This window comes from Oceanobacillus profundus, from assembly GCF_003515705.1.
GTDB classification, from domain to species: Bacteria; Bacillota; Bacilli; order Bacillales; family Amphibacillaceae; genus Oceanobacillus; species Oceanobacillus profundus.
The window spans coordinates 584,114-601,814 of record NZ_QWEH01000001.1; the positions used below are offsets into that span (position 1 = coordinate 584,114).

At 36.2% G+C, this 17,701-nt stretch carries 17 protein-coding genes; 15 read left to right on the top strand and 2 right to left on the bottom strand.

Translation table 11 applies throughout. From position 1 onward, the window contains the following. The first annotated feature begins 117 nt into the window (after window positions 1-117). The 6 genes from pfkB (at window position 118) to D1B32_RS02680 (ending at window position 5,364) form a co-directional block, all read left to right on the top strand. Window positions 118-1,041 (top strand): 1-phosphofructokinase, encoded by a 924-nt coding sequence (pfkB, locus tag D1B32_RS02655; RefSeq protein WP_118888563.1) that lies wholly within the window; start codon window positions 118-120, stop codon window positions 1,039-1,041. Between the two features lie 2 nt (window positions 1,042-1,043). Beyond that, window positions 1,044-2,477 (top strand): PTS fructose transporter subunit IIC, encoded by a 1,434-nt coding sequence (locus D1B32_RS02660; protein ID WP_118888564.1) that lies wholly within the window; start codon window positions 1,044-1,046, stop codon window positions 2,475-2,477. Window positions 2,478-2,483: 6 nt separating this feature from the next. Further along, window positions 2,484-2,951, top strand: coding sequence for a PTS sugar transporter subunit IIA (locus tag D1B32_RS02665; protein ID WP_240033705.1), 468 nt, complete (start codon window positions 2,484-2,486; stop codon window positions 2,949-2,951). Between the two features lie 2 nt (window positions 2,952-2,953). Continuing rightward, on the top strand, window positions 2,954-3,823 hold the full coding sequence (locus D1B32_RS02670; protein ID WP_118888565.1) for a class II fructose-bisphosphate aldolase: 870 nt from the start codon (window positions 2,954-2,956) through the stop codon (window positions 3,821-3,823). Window positions 3,824-3,910: 87 nt separating this feature from the next. Next, window positions 3,911-4,747: a Cof-type HAD-IIB family hydrolase gene (locus tag D1B32_RS02675; protein ID WP_118888566.1), complete on the top strand. Its 837-nt coding sequence runs from the start codon at window positions 3,911-3,913 to the stop codon at window positions 4,745-4,747. 335 nt (window positions 4,748-5,082) lie between these two features. After that, window positions 5,083-5,364: a GlcG/HbpS family heme-binding protein gene (locus D1B32_RS02680; protein WP_118888567.1), complete on the top strand. Its 282-nt coding sequence runs from the start codon at window positions 5,083-5,085 to the stop codon at window positions 5,362-5,364. An 89-nt stretch (window positions 5,365-5,453) separates the two neighbouring features. On the opposite strand, the gene rpiA is transcribed toward D1B32_RS02680, so the two are convergent. Together rpiA and tkt are read right to left on the bottom strand one after the other, a co-directional pair. Beyond that, window positions 5,454-6,131 (bottom strand): ribose-5-phosphate isomerase RpiA, encoded by a 678-nt coding sequence (gene rpiA / locus D1B32_RS02685; protein WP_118888568.1) that lies wholly within the window; start codon window positions 6,129-6,131, stop codon window positions 5,454-5,456. A 29-nt stretch (window positions 6,132-6,160) separates the two neighbouring features. Next, complete coding sequence (gene tkt / locus D1B32_RS02690) at window positions 6,161-8,179, bottom strand: transketolase (protein ID WP_118888569.1); 2,019 nt, start codon at window positions 8,177-8,179, stop codon at window positions 6,161-6,163. A 232-nt stretch (window positions 8,180-8,411) separates the two neighbouring features. On the opposite strand from tkt, the gene D1B32_RS02695 reads away from it, so the two are divergent. From D1B32_RS02695 to D1B32_RS02730, 9 genes are all read left to right on the top strand, one after another. Next, window positions 8,412-10,475 carry a BglG family transcription antiterminator gene (locus D1B32_RS02695; protein ID WP_118888570.1) on the top strand — a complete coding sequence of 688 codons (2,064 nt, stop codon included), beginning with the start codon at window positions 8,412-8,414 and terminating at the stop codon, window positions 10,473-10,475. A 30-nt stretch (window positions 10,476-10,505) separates the two neighbouring features. Then, window positions 10,506-10,994, top strand: coding sequence for a PTS sugar transporter subunit IIA (locus tag D1B32_RS02700; RefSeq protein ID WP_095308010.1), 489 nt, complete (start codon window positions 10,506-10,508; stop codon window positions 10,992-10,994). Then, a complete protein-coding gene (locus D1B32_RS02705; protein ID WP_095308012.1) occupies window positions 10,994-11,275 on the top strand; it encodes a PTS sugar transporter subunit IIB in 282 nt (93 codons plus the stop codon). Before D1B32_RS02700 ends, D1B32_RS02705 begins: the two co-directional genes overlap by 1 nt. A 75-nt stretch (window positions 11,276-11,350) precedes the next feature. After that, entirely contained in the window at window positions 11,351-12,610 is a 1,260-nt protein-coding gene (locus tag D1B32_RS02710) for a galactitol-specific PTS transporter subunit IIC (RefSeq protein WP_118888571.1), read from the top strand. A 115-nt stretch (window positions 12,611-12,725) separates the two neighbouring features. Then, window positions 12,726-13,757 (top strand): zinc-binding dehydrogenase, encoded by a 1,032-nt coding sequence (locus tag D1B32_RS02715; protein WP_118888572.1) that lies wholly within the window; start codon window positions 12,726-12,728, stop codon window positions 13,755-13,757. Window positions 13,758-13,833: 76 nt separating this feature from the next. Next, window positions 13,834-14,505: a deoxyribose-phosphate aldolase gene (deoC, locus tag D1B32_RS02720; protein ID WP_118888573.1), complete on the top strand. Its 672-nt coding sequence runs from the start codon at window positions 13,834-13,836 to the stop codon at window positions 14,503-14,505. A gap of 251 nt (window positions 14,506-14,756) precedes the next feature. After that, window positions 14,757-14,921 (top strand): hypothetical protein, encoded by a 165-nt coding sequence (locus D1B32_RS23975; RefSeq protein WP_168927271.1) that lies wholly within the window; start codon window positions 14,757-14,759, stop codon window positions 14,919-14,921. Between the two features lie 19 nt (window positions 14,922-14,940). Beyond that, window positions 14,941-16,041 carry a galactitol-1-phosphate 5-dehydrogenase gene (locus D1B32_RS02725; RefSeq protein WP_118888608.1) on the top strand — a complete coding sequence of 367 codons (1,101 nt, stop codon included), beginning with the start codon at window positions 14,941-14,943 and terminating at the stop codon, window positions 16,039-16,041. Window positions 16,042-16,320: 279 nt separating this feature from the next. Next, on the top strand, window positions 16,321-17,274 hold the full coding sequence (locus D1B32_RS02730; protein WP_205126972.1) for an ATP-dependent 6-phosphofructokinase: 954 nt from the start codon (window positions 16,321-16,323) through the stop codon (window positions 17,272-17,274). The last annotated feature ends 427 nt before the right edge of the window (window positions 17,275-17,701 follow it).

The window sequence follows — 17,701 nt, forward strand, 5'->3', positions numbered from 1 at the left end:
ATTTTTTTGTGAAATTAAATCTCCTGAAAACCTTTACAGATTTTGAAAACATTTACATGAATAGATGTGCAATAATTAATTTAACAAGATTTATATAACATTTAAGAAGGTGAAGCAATGATTTATACCTGCACCATGAATCCTGCAATAGACCTGTACGTTGCTCTTGATGAATTAAGAGCTGATACTGTAAATCGTACCATTGATGAAGATTATCAAGCTAACGGTAAAGGTGTCAATGTATCTATCATGTTAAAAAAATTAGGTATTGATAGTGTGGCTTTAGGCTTTATTGCTGGTTTTACCGGGAAGTACATCGAAGATTTTTTAAAGGAACTTGATATTAAGACAGATTTTGTTTTGGTAGATGGAATTACACGTATAAATGTATTTGTAAATTCCGCCTCCGAATATAAGATCGTTAACCAAGGACCTTTTATTTCTAGTAAATATCAGGAATTATTACTAGGCAAAATTAGAAATATTCCACACAATAGTATCTTAGTTGTTTCAGGTAGTTTACCAAAAGGTGTCCCCGAAACGATTATTATTGATATAGCTGAAATTTGTAAAGAGCGAGGCATTAAATTAGTTTTGGATACTAGCGTTCAGGCAGTTATAGATACACTTGACTATAACCCTTATTTATTAAAACCGAATGAAGACGAATTGGCTAATCTGTTTGGGAAGGATTACTCCCTTTCAGAAAATGAACTAATTGAATATGGTAAAGTTCTTTTATATAGGGGGGCTGAAAACGTTCTAATATCTAGAGGGAAGGATGGAGCGATTTTCCTTTCAAAGGATAGCCTAATGAAAACAACTTCACCTCATGGGAAAGTTGTTAATACCGCCTGTGCTGGAGATTCTATGCTTGCTTCATTCATCGGTAAACAAATGATAAACAAATCCTTAGAAGAATCTCTTATATATGCTACAGCAATAGGTTCCTCTACAGCTTTTTCAAAAGGACTTAGTGATTTGAAAGATATACCAAAGCTAGTTAAAGAAGTTTCAATAAAGAACATTAGGGGGGAGTAATTATGGTACGCAGAAAAATTGTGGCAGCGACAGGTTGTCCAACAGGTATCGCACATACATTTATGGCTGCAGAATCATTAAAAAAAGCAGCAGAAGAAATGGATATTGATATAAAGGTTGAAACTCATGGTCAAGTCGGTATTGAAAATGGTTTGACTGAAGAGGAAATTCGTGAAGCAGATGGAGTTATCGTGGCCGCAGATAAAGATGTGAATACGGAGCGTTTTCATGGGAAACGTCTAGTAGAAGTTCCAGTTGCGCGTGGTATTCGTGATCCAAAAACATTGATTAAACAAATTGTCAACGAAGAAGCGTCGATTCATCATGTAAAAGGACATACAGTAAAGACAGAAACAGATGACTCTAAAAAAGATAAAATAGAATCAGTATCTAAAGGTAAGAAAAATATTATTCATTCTATTTATAAAAACTTAATGAACGGTGTTTCACATATGCTTCCATTTGTTGTCGGTGGCGGGGTGTTAATTGCGATATCGTTTTTATTCGGCATTCATTCTGCAGATCCTAACCATGAAACATATAATGAATTCGCAGCCTTCTTGAATAAAACTGGGGGTTTAGCATTTAGCTTAATGGTACCAATACTTGCAGCATTTATTGCTGAATCTATTGCCAAACGGCCTGGTATGGTTGTAGGTTTTATTGGTGGATTACTCGCAAATGATGGCGGAGCTGGTTTTCTTGGAGGAATTATTGCAGGTTTTGCTGCTGGTTATATCATAATTCTACTTCAGCTATTACTTAAGAAACTTCCTCAGTCCTTGAATGGTTTAAAATCAATATTCTTATACCCTTTACTAGGAATTTTCTTAATTGGAGTAGTTATGACACCATTGATGGTTCCAGTGCAGGAATTGAATACAAGTATGATGGAATTTCTATCTAATATTCAATCAACAAACCCATTATTACTTGGAATAGTAGTAGGAGCTATGTCCGGATTTGATATGGGCGGCCCTTTTAATAAAGCAGCTTATCTGACAGGAACTGCACTGCTTGCGGAAGGAAATCTCTATTTTATGGCAGGAGTATCGGCAGCTTGTATTGCTCCGCCATTAATTATTGCATTTGCAACTGTATTCTTCCGCCGTTATTTTACGAAAGAAGAACAAAATGCAGGATTAGTAAACTTTGTTCTTGGATCAACACATATTACAGAGGGTGCAATTCCTTTCGCTGCTAAAAACCCTATAGTTGTAATCCCGATTATTATGTTGGGATCATCCATAGCGGCAGTACTAACTTATATGTTTGGCGTTCAAGTACCTGCACCACACGGAGGGTTTTTAGTTCTCCCAGTAGTTACAGGAGCAATAAAATGGGTTTTCTCCATTTTAGTCGGTTCACTTGTAGGTGCAGTAATATATGGACTATACCGTAAAAAAATTGCAAACAATTTACCAGTAGAGGAGTAACTATAGATGAAAAAAATGATACAACCTGAATTTATTCAATTATATGCGACAGCATCCTCACAAAGAGGAGTATTTCAAGTCATTGCAGATATCGCTATTGAAAATAATATTGCATCTTCTGCAGATGAAGTGGTAAAAGGGCTTCAGGAAAGAGAATCTCAAAGTACAACAGGGTTCCAAGATGGTTTTGCAATACCGCATACTCAGTCTGAGGCAATAACTAAGCCAGCAATTGTTATTGTCCGAACTGAAACAGGTATTGATTGGGAATCATTTGACGACAAACCAGCCTTCTTTTTCCTGTCATTACTAATTCCAAAGGAAGAGGCAGGAACAACACATTTACAAGCGTTATCATCTTTATCTCGCGTTTTGATGGATAATCATGCTCGTCAAAAGTTTCTTGATGCGCAAACAAATGAAGAGCTTGCCGAACTTGTAGAGCAAGCAATTACATCTAGAGAGGATAATTAATTATGGCACTTATTTCAACAACACCAATGCTTGAAAAGGCGAGAGCAGACAAACATGGAATTGTTGCGTTTAACGTTCATTCGTTTGACAGTATCTTCTGGGTATTGGAAGCAGCGTCGGATCTGAAATCACCGGTTATTTTACAGACTACAGTCGGAACAGTAAAGTCACTTGGTGCTAAAAATATTGCAGAAGTTGCAAAAACTGCATCAGACCATTATGGTATTCCAACTGGTCTCCATTTAGATCACTGTACAGATTTTGAAGTAATTAAGGAAGCTATTCGTGCAGGTTATACCTCGGTAATGATTGATGCATCTATGCACCCGTTTGAGGAGAATGTTTCACGCACCAATGAAGTTATAAAACTTGCAAAATCTCTTGGAGTTAATGTTGAAGCAGAATTAGGAAAAGTCGGTGGAGTAGAGGACGATATTGTTGTTAGCGAAGAAGATGCAGAAAAGGCAATTCCATTAGAGTGTAAACAGTTCGTAGAAGTTACTGGAGTTTCAACACTTGCTCCAGCAATTGGAACAGCACATGGAATATATAAAGGTAAACCAAATATAGACTTTGAACGAATTTCTGAAATAGCTAATTTAGTAAATGTCCCACTTGTACTACATGGCGGCTCAGCTGTACCAGATGAAGATGTTCGAAGGTGTGTATCACTAGGAATGGCGAAAGTTAATGTATCAACCGAGCTTAAAAATGCATATTCAATAGCGATACGTGAGCACTTTGAAAAAAATCCCGAAAGTTTAGACCCACGAGCTTATTTACAAAAAGCAAAAGATGCAGCGATTGAAATGGCTAAATCAAAAATACGTATGGTAGGTAGCGAAAACAAAGTAGTACCATCTTTTGTATAGGAATTCCTTTTAACAGATCTTCCTCATGTCTTTTGGGGAAGACTGTTATTTAATTAATTATTTTATTGAGAGATTGGAGGTAATAATTTGAGGTTAATCGCTATTGATTTGGATGGTACTTTGTTGTCAGCTGATGGAACCATTAGCTCAGCAAATAAAGAAGCTATACTTGATGTACAAAGGAAAGGTAATATTGTAATTATTTCTTCAGGACGTTCATTTCATGATACAAAACAAATTCTTCAAAATGCAGATTTAAAATGTCCAATAATTATAGGAAACGGTGCTCTATCTTTTCATTCTAATTCTCTTATTCAGCGTCTTACCCTATCTATAAATATTTTGCAAGATTTGCTGGTTATGCTGGAGAAAAGTAATTTATATTACGAGATTTATACAAATAAGGGGATTTTGCTTAAACAGAATGGAAAAGAAATTTTGAATAAGGAAATACAAAATTTGCAATTTGACACTGACTGGGCAAGAGATTTAGTTGATATACAATACAAGCAGCATGGTTTAATTTTTGTGAAAAATTACTTAGATACAGACTTTTCCAATTTAGATCCTTATAAAATTTTTGTGTTTTCCTTTGATGGAGGAAAATTAAGTAGATTAGAAAAAATTTTGTCCCATAGAAAGGATATTTCTATTACTACTTCTGGTTCCCAGAAACTTGAAATAGGAAATGTAAATGCCAATAAAGGAAATGGATTAAAAATTATGGCAAACTATTTCGGTATACCATTAGAAAATACTGTTGCAATAGGTGACAATTTGAATGACCTTTCAATGTTCGAGACTGCTGGCATAAGTATCGCTATGGGAAATGCAGAAGATGTGGTGAAAGAAAAGGCTACATATATTACGAAGAGGTATGATGATGATGGGGTAGCATATGCTTTAAGGTGTTATGTGTATTAGCTAGAGAAAAATTATATTTAAGTATCTTGATGCCAAGTTAGATTTACTATCCAAGAACCACTATAAGCATACTTAGATTCTTGGATAAGTATGCTTATAGTGGTTCTTGACAAGTTACGGTAAGTAATATGCTTGTGACTACTTAAGGTATCGTGATTAGAATAAATGACAAGACTTAGAAGAACAATTACTACTGAATTAGAGAAAATATGAGAAAATAGAAAGTTAATAAATGCCCAAGTTTACCCTAGAGACGAGAAGTCATATAGCATCCCTTTCTCTAGCTTTAACCTATCCCCGAAGTTTTCAATTGTTACAGTTTTAAAATCCTTTCAATGTCTTCGGCTAAAACTTCAGGATACCAGTTTAAGCAATTAGCGGTTGAATACGTAATAGCTAGTTTAAATGCTTCCTTAAGAGAAATATTTTGCTTAATACTGTTAATTAAAACACCAAAGAAAACTAATAACGGGCGAATTGTTCTCTTCGGTGGAGGCATTCCATTAGTAGAAAATGATCAGGTTATAGGTGCTGTGGGCGTGAGTTGCAGCTCTGTAGAACACGATGTTCAAGTATCTGAGGCAGTAGTAAATGCTTTTGAAAGTTTAAAAGTATAATTTAATAGAATAAGTGCATAAGTAGACATAAAAAAGCAGTGAATGATAAAAAATCATTCACTGCTTTTCCTTATTGCAAGTACATTAGATTATTTAGTTATACTAAAAACACCGTCCGCTCTTCCGACAATAACTTTATCAGCCATCCCTGCAAACAACCCTGTTTCAACAACACCTACAAGCATTTTTAAATCCTTTTGCAATGCTTCGGGTTCTAGAATTTCATCAAAGGAGCAGTCCAGAATGTAGTTGTCATTATCGGTAATAAACACTTCTTCATCTTTATGGCGCAATGCTGGTCTGCCGCCTAATTTTTCAATGGTTGTTGAAGTTCGTTCCCAACCGAAAGGCGTTACCTCTACAGCTAGCGGAAATGCTCCCAGATGAGTTACAAGTTTTGATTCGTCAACAATAACAATAAACTCTTTTGCAGCAGCTGCGACAACTTTTTCGCGCAGTAATGCACCGCCTCCGCCTTTGATAAGCTGCAGGTTTTCATCGACTTCATCAGCACCATCAATTGCTATATCCAATTGCTGTACCTTTGAGAAATCAGTAAGTGGTACACCGAATTCTTCTGCCCATTTGGCTGTCGTGTTAGAAGTAGGGATAGCAGTAATATCTAGTCCTTCTTGTACACGTTCACCTAATCTTTTCACCATCCAGTACACAGTAGATCCAGATCCTAGGCCGACTTTCATGCCGTCTTTAACTAAATTCGCTGCCTCTTCTCCAACTAACTTTTTTAACTCGTCTGCATTTTGCATCTTGTAACATCTCCTATTTGTGAAAAAAATTATAAAATAACTTCCACGTTCAATACTGATTCAACATGCTTAACAACATTTTCAACTGTAAAACCATACGCTTCAATCACTTTATTACCTGGTGCAGATGCTCCGAAAGTGTCAATTCCAAGAATTCTTCCTTGTTCACCTGTATAGCGTTCCCAGCCGAAAGTGGTTCCCATTTCGATTGCAACACGTGCTTTCACTTGAGGAGGAATTACTTCATTTTTATATGCTGCATCTTGTTGGTTGAAGCGATCCCATGAAGGCATGCTAACAACGCGTACATCAATTCCTTTTTCTTTCAGTGCTTTCTGGGAATTAATCGCCAGTTGAACCTCAGATCCAGTTGCTAATAATAGTGCATCAGGTGTCTCTTTTTCTGAGTTGCTTACGATATAGGCACCTTTTTTAACACCTTCATAGGCATTTTCTTTTGTTGATTCCAGTGTTGGTAAATCTTGTCTTGTTAAAACAAGTGCTGTAGGCTGATCTTTTGATTCCAGTGCTAGGCGCCATGCAGCAGCGGTTTCGTTAGCATCAGCAGGACGAATCGTGGATAGTCCAGGAATGACACGTAGTGCTGCTAAATGTTCAATTGGTTCATGTGTTGGACCATCTTCACCAACGGCAATAGAATCATGGGTAAATACATAAGTTACAGGTGTTTTCATAATGGATGCCAGGCGAATAGCTGGGCGTAAATAGTCATTAAAGACAAAGAATGTACCACCATATACTTTTAATCCGCCATGCAGAGCCATTCCGTTTAAAGCAGCTCCCATTGCATGCTCACGTACACCAAACCAAATATTTCTTTCTTTGTAACTATCCCGTGAGAAATCGCCTTCACCATTTATCATTGTCTTGTTGGATCCTGCTAGGTCAGCACTTCCGCCAAAGAAGTTAGGTACTGTTTTTGCAATAGCATTTAAAACTTTACCAGAAGATGCTCTTGTAGCAAGCGTATCCTGACCAGCCTCAAAAACTGGTAATGCTTTCTCCCAATCTACTGGAAGCGCATCATGTATTGCCAGCTGAAGCTCTTTTGCTAGTTCTGGATATTTTTCAGTATACATCTCAATCAATTGATTCCATGCAGCTTCTTTTTCTTTACCGTTTTTACCAATTTTTTCATTGAAATCGGCATATACCTCTTCCGGGACATAGAAGGCTTCGTGTTCCCAACGATAAAATTCTTTTGTTAGCTTTGTTTCCTCTGAACCAAGCGGAGAACCATGTGATGCTGCAGATGCAGATTTATTTGGTGAACCATAACCAATTACAGTTTTGATTTCAATTAAAGTTGGTTGTGTTGTATTTGCTTGTGCTTCCTTAATTGCTTTTCTGATTTCATTGATATCGTTTCCATTTTCAACACGGAGAACCTGCCATCCATAGGCTGTGAAACGTTGCTCGGTATTTTCAGAGAAAGATTTATTTAACTCACCATCTAAAGAAATATCGTTAGAGTCATAGAGTGCAATTAATTTGCCTAACCCTAAATGCCCGGCTAATGAAGCAGTCTCATGGGATATTCCTTCCATTAAATCTCCGTCGCTTACAAGCGCATACGTATAATGATCCACGACAGATAGGTCTTCTTTATTAAACTTAGCAGCTAAATGTGCCTCAGCCATTGCCATACCAACAGACATTGCGATACCTTGACCAAGTGGACCAGTTGTTGCCTCCACTCCATCTGTATGATGTACCTCTGGGTGCCCTGGGGTTTTTGAATCCCATTGGCGAAACGCTTTCAAATCATCTATTGAAACGTTGTAACCAGCTAAATGAAGTAGGCTGTATAAAAGCATTGATCCATGACCTGCTGAAAGGACGAAACGGTCACGGTTAAACCATTTAGCGTTTTTTGGATTATGGTTCATGAAATCTGTCCATAGCGTGTAAGCCATTGGAGCAGCTCCCATTGGTAAACCAGGATGTCCAGAGTTAGCCTTTTCGATTGCGTCGATTGATAGGGTGCGAACGGTATTAATGGATAAGTTCTCGATGTTTGTTGACATTAGTAAACGCTCCTTTAATTTATAAATGTTATATGTTTCACATAACTATCGTATAATGAACCGTTTTCAAAAACAAGCATTTTATTGTACGTAATTGTGAATAATATATGTACAAATTTGTATTTTCTGTGTAAAACACAACGTTGTACATTAAATGTTCTGTTTTTTGGGATGAAAACGAATTCAATTTATGTATAATAGATGGTAATATAAAGCTAAAGGAGGATTACGAGTGGTACTGAGCGATCGCGACAAAAGGGTCTTAAATGATTTGATGAGTAATCCAAGTATTACAAGTATGACATTAGAAGAGAAACATTTATTAACAAGAAGACAGCTTGGCTATAGCTTCACGAAGATTAACGAATGGTTAAAAATAAATAGTCTTCCAGCAATAGAAAGAACCAGGAAAGGTCAATTTGTGATTGATCAGGCTGTTTTTTCAAAGCTTAATAGTAGTTATGAAGGTGCTGTGGCTTCAGCGATATTTACGGAAGAGCAACGTGTTCAATTAATTATTTTAATGTTGCTAAGCTCCGAAGAAGAGCTGTCATTAAATCATTTTACAATCGAGCTGGAAGTTAGCAAGAATACGATTTTAAATGACATGAAACAAGCTCAAGTATTCTTAGATGAATACGATTTGACAATTCGGTATTCAAGGAAACATGGATATTTGATTGAGGGTAATGAGTTTCAAGTCCGTAAACTACTCATCCATATTACACATCAAGTACTGCAAATGAGTAATGGGAAAAATAGATTAGAGGATTTATCTGGCATTCAGAATGATTTGTTAGATGAATTTAAAAGGCGTATTGAGAAAGTAGAGAATAAGTTAAACTTAAAATTTACCGACGAAAAATTGGTAACGATGCCATACATTTTGATTCTAATATTAAGAAGAATACAAAAAGGCTGTGAGATAAAATCGTTTTCCATTCGCTATGAGGAGTTATCGGATACGAAAGAGTATCAGGCTACTGAGGAAATTTTATATGATTTTAATGAAATCCCAGTAACAGAGCGCTTATTCATCACATTGCATCTTTTGACGACAAATGTTTATTGGTCTGAATACATTAATGAGGAAGCAATTCCAAATCTAGTTCCAGCTATTAACGATATGCTCAGACAATTTGAGAAGAGTGCTTGTATTTATTTGCAGGAGCGTAATCAGTTATTAGACAAGCTTTTACAGCATCTTCAGCCTGCATATTACCGAATAAAATATCATCTTACAGATACAATTAATTTTCAAGGGTCTTTGAGCAAGGAGTTTAAGGAATTGCATCATCTTGTAAAGCGTTCCATTGGACCGCTTGCAGAGCTGATCGGTGATGACATTCCTGAAAGCGAAACCACCTATGTTACGATGCTTATTGGTGGGTGGATGAACAGACAAGGTGAAAGTATTGAAGAAAAAATAAAAGCAGTTGTGGTTTGTCCGCAAGGTGTATCGGTTTCAAAATTAATGTTTAATGAGCTGAAAGAATTATTTCCAGAATTTGTTTTTTTGGATTCCTTGTCCGTACGAGAATTTCTCGATTATAAGTTAGATTACGATATTGTATTTTCACCAACCCAATTAGAAACAGAGAAAAAGTTATTTATCTCAAAAGTATTTCTTGGGCAAGATGAACGTTATCGTTTAAGAAAGCAAGTGATGCTTGCGATTCATGGGTATATTCCAAATGATATTAATGTTTATCATATTGTAGATATTATTAAGAAGCATACTGCAATTAATAATGAAAAGGCTTTAATAGAAGATTTAGAGCAATATTTTAATCGTGACGATGATTCAGCAGTGGTAAGGCAGAATGCTGCACAACGGGAAATCGATTTGGATGAATTAATTGTGCCAGAGAATATCACGTTAAGAGATTCAGTTGATTCATGGGAAGAGGCGATACGTATAAGTGCCGATCCATTAATTAAAAAAGGCAAAATACTTCCAGAGTATGTGCACGCGATGATTCACCACTCGAATGATGATCCGTACATCGTAATAGGTACAAATATAGCAATCCCACACGCTGCTCCAGAAGACGGTGTTAATGAGGTTGGTATGACTTTATTACGTTTAAAGGATGGTGTTCAGTACAGCCAGGATTATAAGATTAATCTAATTTTCGTTATTGCCGCAGTGGATAAAAAGCAACATATACATGCTTTAATGCAATTAATGAATTTGGCAGGATCTGAAGAAGATACAAACAAAATAATCAATGCGAGTTCTATTGAAGAGGTTCATGAAATTATAAAATTTTATAGTTCTGACAGAAGTTTGTAAGACAGAAGCAAAAGAATAGGAGTGCAAAGAATGAGTGAGTTATTTTTCAATGAATCTGTCATTCTACTAGATGTGGAAGGCGATAATAAAGAAGAGGTATTAGCAACAATTGGCAATAATCTAGTGGAAAGAGGTTTAGTGAAAGAAAGCTTTGTTCCTGCGATTATTAAACGAGAAGGTGAGTTTGCAACAGGGCTTCCAACAGCAGGAGTATCTGTAGCAATACCACATACAGATGTGGAACATGTAAATAAAAAGACGATTAGTGTCGCCGTTCTAAAGAACCCAGTTGATTTTGTGATTATGGGCGACGATAGTGAGACTACACCTGTACAACTAGTTTTTATGTTAGCAATGGATGAAGCGCATTCACAGCTTTCTTTACTCCAAAAGTTAATGCAAGTTTTTCAAGAAGAGGATACATTGAAGTACCTAGTAAACCAAAAAGACAAAACAAAGGTTAAAAGTCTTTTGGAGGAAAAGCTAGATTTTGTAGCACTTGAAGGAGGTGAGAGATAATGGCGAAAACAGTATTAGTAGCATGTGGAGCAGGTATTGCAACATCAACAGTTGTAAACAGTGCAATTGAAGAATTAGCGAAAGAAAACAACATTAAAGTTGACTTAAAACAAATCAAAATTGCTGAAGTTGGTGCTTACGTAGATACAGCTGATCTATTAGTTACAACTGCAATGACGAAAACAGAATACCCATTCCCAGTAATTAATGCACGTACATTTTTAACTGGTATTGGTGTTGAAGATACAAAAAAACAAATTTTAGAAGAACTTCAAAAATAAGTAGCAAAACATAAATCTCGATAAGCTCTTAATGTGATATCGAGATTTATGTTGAATTTGTTAGGGGGTATCATAATGCAAGCATTCGTAGATTTTATTCAAGGTTTTTTAGGTTTAGGCGCGACTGTTATTCTTCCAGTAGCAATCATGATTTTAGGTCTTGTGTTTGGTCAGAAGCTCGGCAAAGCGATTCGTTCAGGTTTAACAATCGGGGTTGCTTTTGTTGGTATTTTCTTAGTTATTGATTTGTTAACGCTAAACTTAGGCCCAGCAGCACAAGGGATGGTTGAGCGTTTAGGAGTAGATTTAAATGTTATTGATGTAGGATGGCCGGCGACATCATCAATTGCATGGGCATCTGTTGTAGCGGCATTTATTATTCCACTGGGATTAGTTGTAAACGTTATTATGCTCTTAACGAAGACAACGAAAACAATGAATGTTGATATTTGGAACTACTGGCATTATACATTTATGGCAGCAGTTGTGTATACAGTATCAGGTAGTATTGTACAAGGTTTAATTGCAGCAGTTATATTCCAAATTGTTTGTCTTAAAGTTGCAGACTGGACACAACCAATGGTTAGTGATTTTTATGAATTGCCAGGTGTTTCCGTTGCAACAGGAAGTACAATTTCCTATGCACCTTTTATTTATTTAGTAAAATTAGTACAAAAAATCCCTGGATTGAAAAATTTACATGCTGATCCAGATTCCATTCAAAAACGTTTTGGTATCTTTGGAGATTCCATGGTAATTGGTCTGATTTTAGGTGCAGCAATTGGAGCATTAGCAGGGTACAGTGTTGGTGATGTTATTAACATTGGTATATCAATGGCTGCTGTAATGGTCCTTATGCCACGTATGGTTAAGATTTTGATGGAAGGGTTAATGCCTGTTTCAGAATCAGCACGTGAATGGTTAAATAAACGTTTTGGTGATCGAGAAATTAATATCGGGCTGGATGCAGCAGTACTGTTAGGACATCCATCTGTAATCGCAACCGCTCTTATTTTAACACCAATTACAGTTTTAATTGCAGTTGTATTACCTGGTAATGCTGTACTGCCATTTGGTGACTTAGCTACAATTCCATTTGTTGTTGCATTCGTAGTAGGTGCAGCTAGAGGGAACATTATCCACTCGGTTATTGTTGGTTCGGTTATGATTGCACTTTCACTTTATATGGCGACAGATATTGCGCCGCTTTTCTCTGACATGGCTTCAACTGCAAGCATTAATTTACCTGAAGGCTCAGCAATGGTTTCAAGTATCGACCAAGGTGGTAACTTAGTAAACTGGATTATCTGGAGAGTCTTTGAGATTTTTAACTAGAAAGATTCATTTTTTCTAAAGTTATGAAGTGTTTGATTGTGAAACCTTTCACCAAAAGGCTATATACAACTAATTAATTGATCGAGTTAAACAAAAGCAACAGGAGGAATTCATAGTGAAAGCATTAGTAAAAACAGAACTCGGATTTGGTAACCTAGAAATTCAAGATAAACAAGAACCACAAGCTGGTAAAGATCAAGTGAAAATTGAAGTGAAATATGCGGGTATCTGTGGATCTGATATTCATACGTATGAAGGACATTATAAGGTTGCAACACCTGTAACACTCGGCCATGAATTTTCTGGTGAGGTAGTTGAGATTGGAGAAGGAGTAACGGAATTTAAAGTAGGTGATCGAGTTACTTCAGAAACCACTTTCTATATTTGTGGTGAATGTGAATACTGTAACTCAGGTGACTATAACCTTTGTAGCCACAGAAAAGGTCTAGGCTCACAACAAGATGGTGGTTTTGCCAAATATTTAGTTGCCCGTAAAGAAAGTGTCCATCAGTTGCCGGAAAATGTAGACTACCAGTCAGCAGCAATGACAGAACCATTAGCATGTACACACCATGCAATTGAGAAAACAGAAATTAATACAGGAGATCTTGTTGTTGTCATTGGACCTGGTCCAATTGGACTTTTAGCGGCTCAGGTAGCTAAAAGTCGTGGTGCTACGGTAATCATTACAGGACTAACAAATGATAAAGTTCGTCTGGATAAAGCAATTGAGGTAGGTATTGATTATACCGTTAATACGCAAGAAGAAGATCTAAAAGAGTCTGTCCATAAGTTAACAAATGGTTATGGTGCTGATGTAGTCTTGGAATGCTCTGGTGCTGTACCAGCTGCGAGACAAGGTCTGGATATTCTTCGCAAAAAAGGTCATTATGCGCAAGTAGGTATTTTTGCACAATCTGAAATTCAATTTGATCTTGAAAAAATTATTCAAAAAGAAATCCGGGTTGTGGGCAGCAGAAGCCAAAAATCAGCTGATTGGGAACCATCACTTGCATTAATGAATGATAGAAAAGTAAATGCAAAGGCTTTAGTAACACATGAGTTTAACATTACCGAGTGGGATGAAGCATATCAAGCGATTAAAAGTGGAGAAGCAATTAAAGTTTTGTTAACGCCTGTGGATTGATTAAAAATCTAGTAATCTTCCAGCAAAGGTCTGAATTACATTATACCTTGTAACAAAGGTGAGGGGGAGAATGAAATTGGATAAGCAACAACTAATTGACATGATTGATTATACATTATTAACTCCAACTGCAAGTAAAGAGGATATTAAAGCATTCTGTGAAGAAACAATCGAATATGGCTTTAAAACTGTTTTTGTGAACCCATTTTATGTATCGTACGCGCATAGTCTGTTATCTCCACACAATATTAAAGTTGGAGTACCAATAGGATTCTCACTTGGTGGTGCAACAACGCATGTAAAAGTGGAAGAAACAAAAGAGGCAATTAAAAATGGTGCTGAAGAAATCGATATGTTAGTTAACTTGGGAGCTCTTAAGTCAGGCGAATATGATGTGGTAAAAAATGATATTGCAGAAGTTGTTAAGGCATCTCAAGGATTAACAACCAAAGTTATTATTGAAACAGCATTATTAACGGATGAAGAGAAAGTGAAAGTAACGGAAATAATCATCGAAGCGGGTGCTGACTTTGTAAAAACAGCTACTGGCTTTAACGGTGGTGGAGCAACAGTTGAAGATGTTAAATTACTTCGTTCCGTAGCGGGTGACAAAATAGGGGTAAAAGCTGCTGGGGGAGTTAAAACGTATGAAGATGCAGTTAACATTGTCGCTGCTGGTGCAAATCGTATTGGTGCAAGTGGTGCTGTAGCAATTATCAGTGGCGGTGTTTCAGAGGCTTCATATTAAAAATATCGTGCTAAACGGTTAAGTATAATACTTAATCGTTTTATCACGCATTAACGGACTGTAATATTTTTTCTCAAAGCTTGAGAAAACTAAAACGTGAAGAAGGTTGTGGGAGAAACATCCCATAAATTCCCGATTCTGTTCAAGGGCCTTTAGGTCATACCCTTGAGGTACTAACATTCAGTGGGGAGGAAGGGAATCCCACTGAATGAAGTTTCACTTTATCACTTTTCATAGAAATGAGGGTTAGTATGGTAGATACACTTTTAGACTTCATGTTAGGCCCACTAAGAGGGATAAGTGAATTCTATTTTGAATACCAATTAATTTTTAACACGATTATCGTTGGATTCGCAGCATACAAACTGTTTTTCAGCAAAAAAAAAGAAGTAAAAAATGAGTCTGCAAATTATTAGATATATTGAGGTGAATGGGATGAGAGCGTTAAATCTTTATGGTGTACAAGATATTCGTTTTGAAGAGAATACACCAATTCCAGTAATCGAAAATGATACCGACGTTATTATTAAAATAAAATCAGTTGGAATATGTGGATCCGATACATCTAGATATAAAAAACTCGGCCCATATGTAGAGGGAATGACGTTTGGCCATGAGTTTGCTGGTGAAGTAACAGAGGTTGGGCCAGGAGTAAAAGGAATTAAAGTTGGTGATCGTGTCGCAGGATGCCCTGCATTTGTTTGTGGAGAATGTGAATATTGCCTCAGTAGTGAACCAGCACGCTGTGAAAACCTTAGTGTAATTGGTGCACGTCACCCTGGTGCTTATGCTGAATATACAAAATTACCTGCAACCCACATCGTTCCCCTTCCAGATAATGTTGATTATGATACGGCTGCATTGGTTGAACCTTCTGCGGTAGTAGCACACGGATTTTACCGTACTAAAATTCAGCCAGGTGCAGAGGTTGCTATAATGGGTGTTGGGAGTATCGGACTTCTAGCTGTACAATGGGCAAAAATTTTCGGTGCGAAAAAAGTATATGCAATTGACATTGATGACAAAAAACTACAAATTGCGAAAGAGCTTGGTGCTGATGTAGCAATCAATTCATTGGAAAAACCCGCCCATGAGCAAATTATGGAGTATACAAATGGTAGGGGTGTGGATTTAGCCGTTGAATCTGCAGGTTCACCAATTACATCTGCCCAAGTATTTGCCTTACCTAAAAAAGGTGGAGAAGTAGTATTTATGGGAATTCCATATGCAGATATTAACATTGAGCGTTTCTACTTTGAAAAAATTGTTCGTAATGAATTGACCATTTATGGATCATGGAATGCAATCTCAGCACCATTCCCTGGGAAAGAGTGGTCATCAACTGTTCACTATATGAGTACTGGCCAAATTAATGTGAAACCAATGATTTCTCATAAGTTATCTTTAGAAGAGGGCCCAGAAGCATTCCAGAAAGTTATAAATAGAGAGATAGACTCGGTTAAAGTGATTTTTAACCCGGAAAAAACGGAAGTATCTAGTGAATTAAATGTTGAAGAATTTACGATAGGAAAATAAAATATTTTATAATATGTAACCTATAAAAGGTTAATGTATTTTTTTCAAGGTTAACAACACAATCAAGGTTTCTTCTTAAGAATCTTTGGTTGAAATAAATCAAGGATTACTACTATACAGGGTACCTATAGGAATCTTGTATAGTATTTTCTGTTATAGCGAGAGTAATTAACATATAGAATATCATAGGGGATAGATTAATTTATATAGACAACAAACAAAATATCTGATTATATATAAATAACAGAAATCAATTAAATTACTTGGATGTGTTTACAAATGATGAAAATAGGGATATTAACAAGTGGTGAAGATGCACCTGGAATGAATACTGCAATTAGTGCAGTCGTTAAAGCGGCCAATTATCATAATATTGATGTAATGGGAGTTAATTATGGTTACAATGGGTTGATAGAAGGATCTATTTATCCGTTAACTGCATCTGATTTGGAAAATATTACTGATTCAGGCGGTACAATCTTAAAGACATCAAGAAGTACGGAATTAAGTGAAACAGAGAAAATGAAAATACAAGATACATTGGAAAAATCCGGAATAAATGCTCTAGTTATAATCGGAGATGATAAATCCTTTGAAGCGGCTAGGAAAATTCAACAACAAGGTATAAAAGTAATAGGTATTCCTGCAACAGTTGAAAATGATATAGTCTATACAGATTATTCTATCGGTTTTGATACAACTGTAAATACCATTCTAGAATGCATTCATAAGATTAAAGACACAAGCTTTTCTCATGATAAGACAACTATTGTAGAGGTGATGGGCAGACACTGTGGAGACTTAGCTTTGTTCTCAGCTTTAGCCGGTGGGGGAGAGATCATTTCTACACCGGAACGGAAATTGGATTTAGATTCAATCTGTTCTACATTAGCTATGAGAATAAATGATGGAAAAAGAAACAATATGATTATCGTAACAGAAGAATTACATGATATACAGGAATTACAAAAAGGTATCGAAGAAAGGCTGAATATTTCTGTAAGAACATCTACATTGGGATTTTTACAAAGAGGTGGAAACCCATCGGCTTTTGATCGGGTACTTGCAAGCAGGTTGGGTATTGCAGCAATAGAATTATTAATGGACGAGCAAACTGGCAAAGCTGTAGGTATTAAAGGAAATAAAATAATAGATGTAGATTTTGATAAATTAAACATTGAAAATGGAAATAAACTAGAGAGTTACCGTTTATTGGAAACACTTTTAGATTAAATAGATTGATATTCTAGAACCATGGTTGTTAGAAATGTTGTTTTTATGAGTGTCCCATTCTATACGCTCTAGATATAATAGCTATCGTTTATCTAAGATAAATGATGGCTTTTTGTGTCAGGAAAACTATCTGAAATCGCAATAATTTAACCACTAACAACAGGCACCTATTATTTTAAACCTACATTTATAAAGCTATCCTGCGATGAAAATATAAATTCCTGCAAAATCCGACAATTTTTGTAGTTGACAATCTAATTTTTCCAATCTATAATGAAAGCGTATTCTAACATATGACACACATTGTAACAAATGTTACAAGATTAAACTTTATTTACGTAATGTAACAATTGTTAATTATGAAAGAACTTATTATCAAAGCTAGGTTTATTAAGTATGCGTTTTTATTTCAGAAGATTCTGAGGGG

Excerpts from the sequence above, each read along its gene's own strand:
- pfkB (WP_118888563.1), top strand. The coding sequence starts at position 118 with ATGATTTATACCTGCACCATGAATCCTGCAATAGACCTGTACGTTGCT.
- D1B32_RS02660 (WP_118888564.1), top strand. The coding sequence starts at position 1,044 with ATGGTACGCAGAAAAATTGTGGCAGCGACAGGTTGTCCAACAGGTATC.
- D1B32_RS02665 (WP_240033705.1), top strand. The coding sequence starts at position 2,484 with ATGAAAAAAATGATACAACCTGAATTTATTCAATTATATGCGACAGCA.
- D1B32_RS02670 (WP_118888565.1), top strand. The coding sequence starts at position 2,954 with ATGGCACTTATTTCAACAACACCAATGCTTGAAAAGGCGAGAGCAGAC.
- D1B32_RS02680 (WP_118888567.1), top strand. The coding sequence starts at position 5,083 with ATGTCTTCGGCTAAAACTTCAGGATACCAGTTTAAGCAATTAGCGGTT.
- rpiA (WP_118888568.1), bottom strand. The coding sequence starts at position 6,131 with ATGCAAAATGCAGACGAGTTAAAAAAGTTAGTTGGAGAAGAGGCAGCG.
- tkt (WP_118888569.1), bottom strand. The coding sequence starts at position 8,179 with ATGTCAACAAACATCGAGAACTTATCCATTAATACCGTTCGCACCCTA.
- D1B32_RS02700 (WP_095308010.1), top strand. The coding sequence starts at position 10,506 with ATGAGTGAGTTATTTTTCAATGAATCTGTCATTCTACTAGATGTGGAA.
- D1B32_RS02705 (WP_095308012.1), top strand. The coding sequence starts at position 10,994 with ATGGCGAAAACAGTATTAGTAGCATGTGGAGCAGGTATTGCAACATCA.
- D1B32_RS02710 (WP_118888571.1), top strand. The coding sequence starts at position 11,351 with ATGCAAGCATTCGTAGATTTTATTCAAGGTTTTTTAGGTTTAGGCGCG.
- D1B32_RS23975 (WP_168927271.1), top strand. The coding sequence starts at position 14,757 with ATGGTAGATACACTTTTAGACTTCATGTTAGGCCCACTAAGAGGGATA.
- D1B32_RS02725 (WP_118888608.1), top strand. The coding sequence starts at position 14,941 with ATGAGAGCGTTAAATCTTTATGGTGTACAAGATATTCGTTTTGAAGAG.
- D1B32_RS02730 (WP_205126972.1), top strand. The coding sequence starts at position 16,321 with ATGATGAAAATAGGGATATTAACAAGTGGTGAAGATGCACCTGGAATG.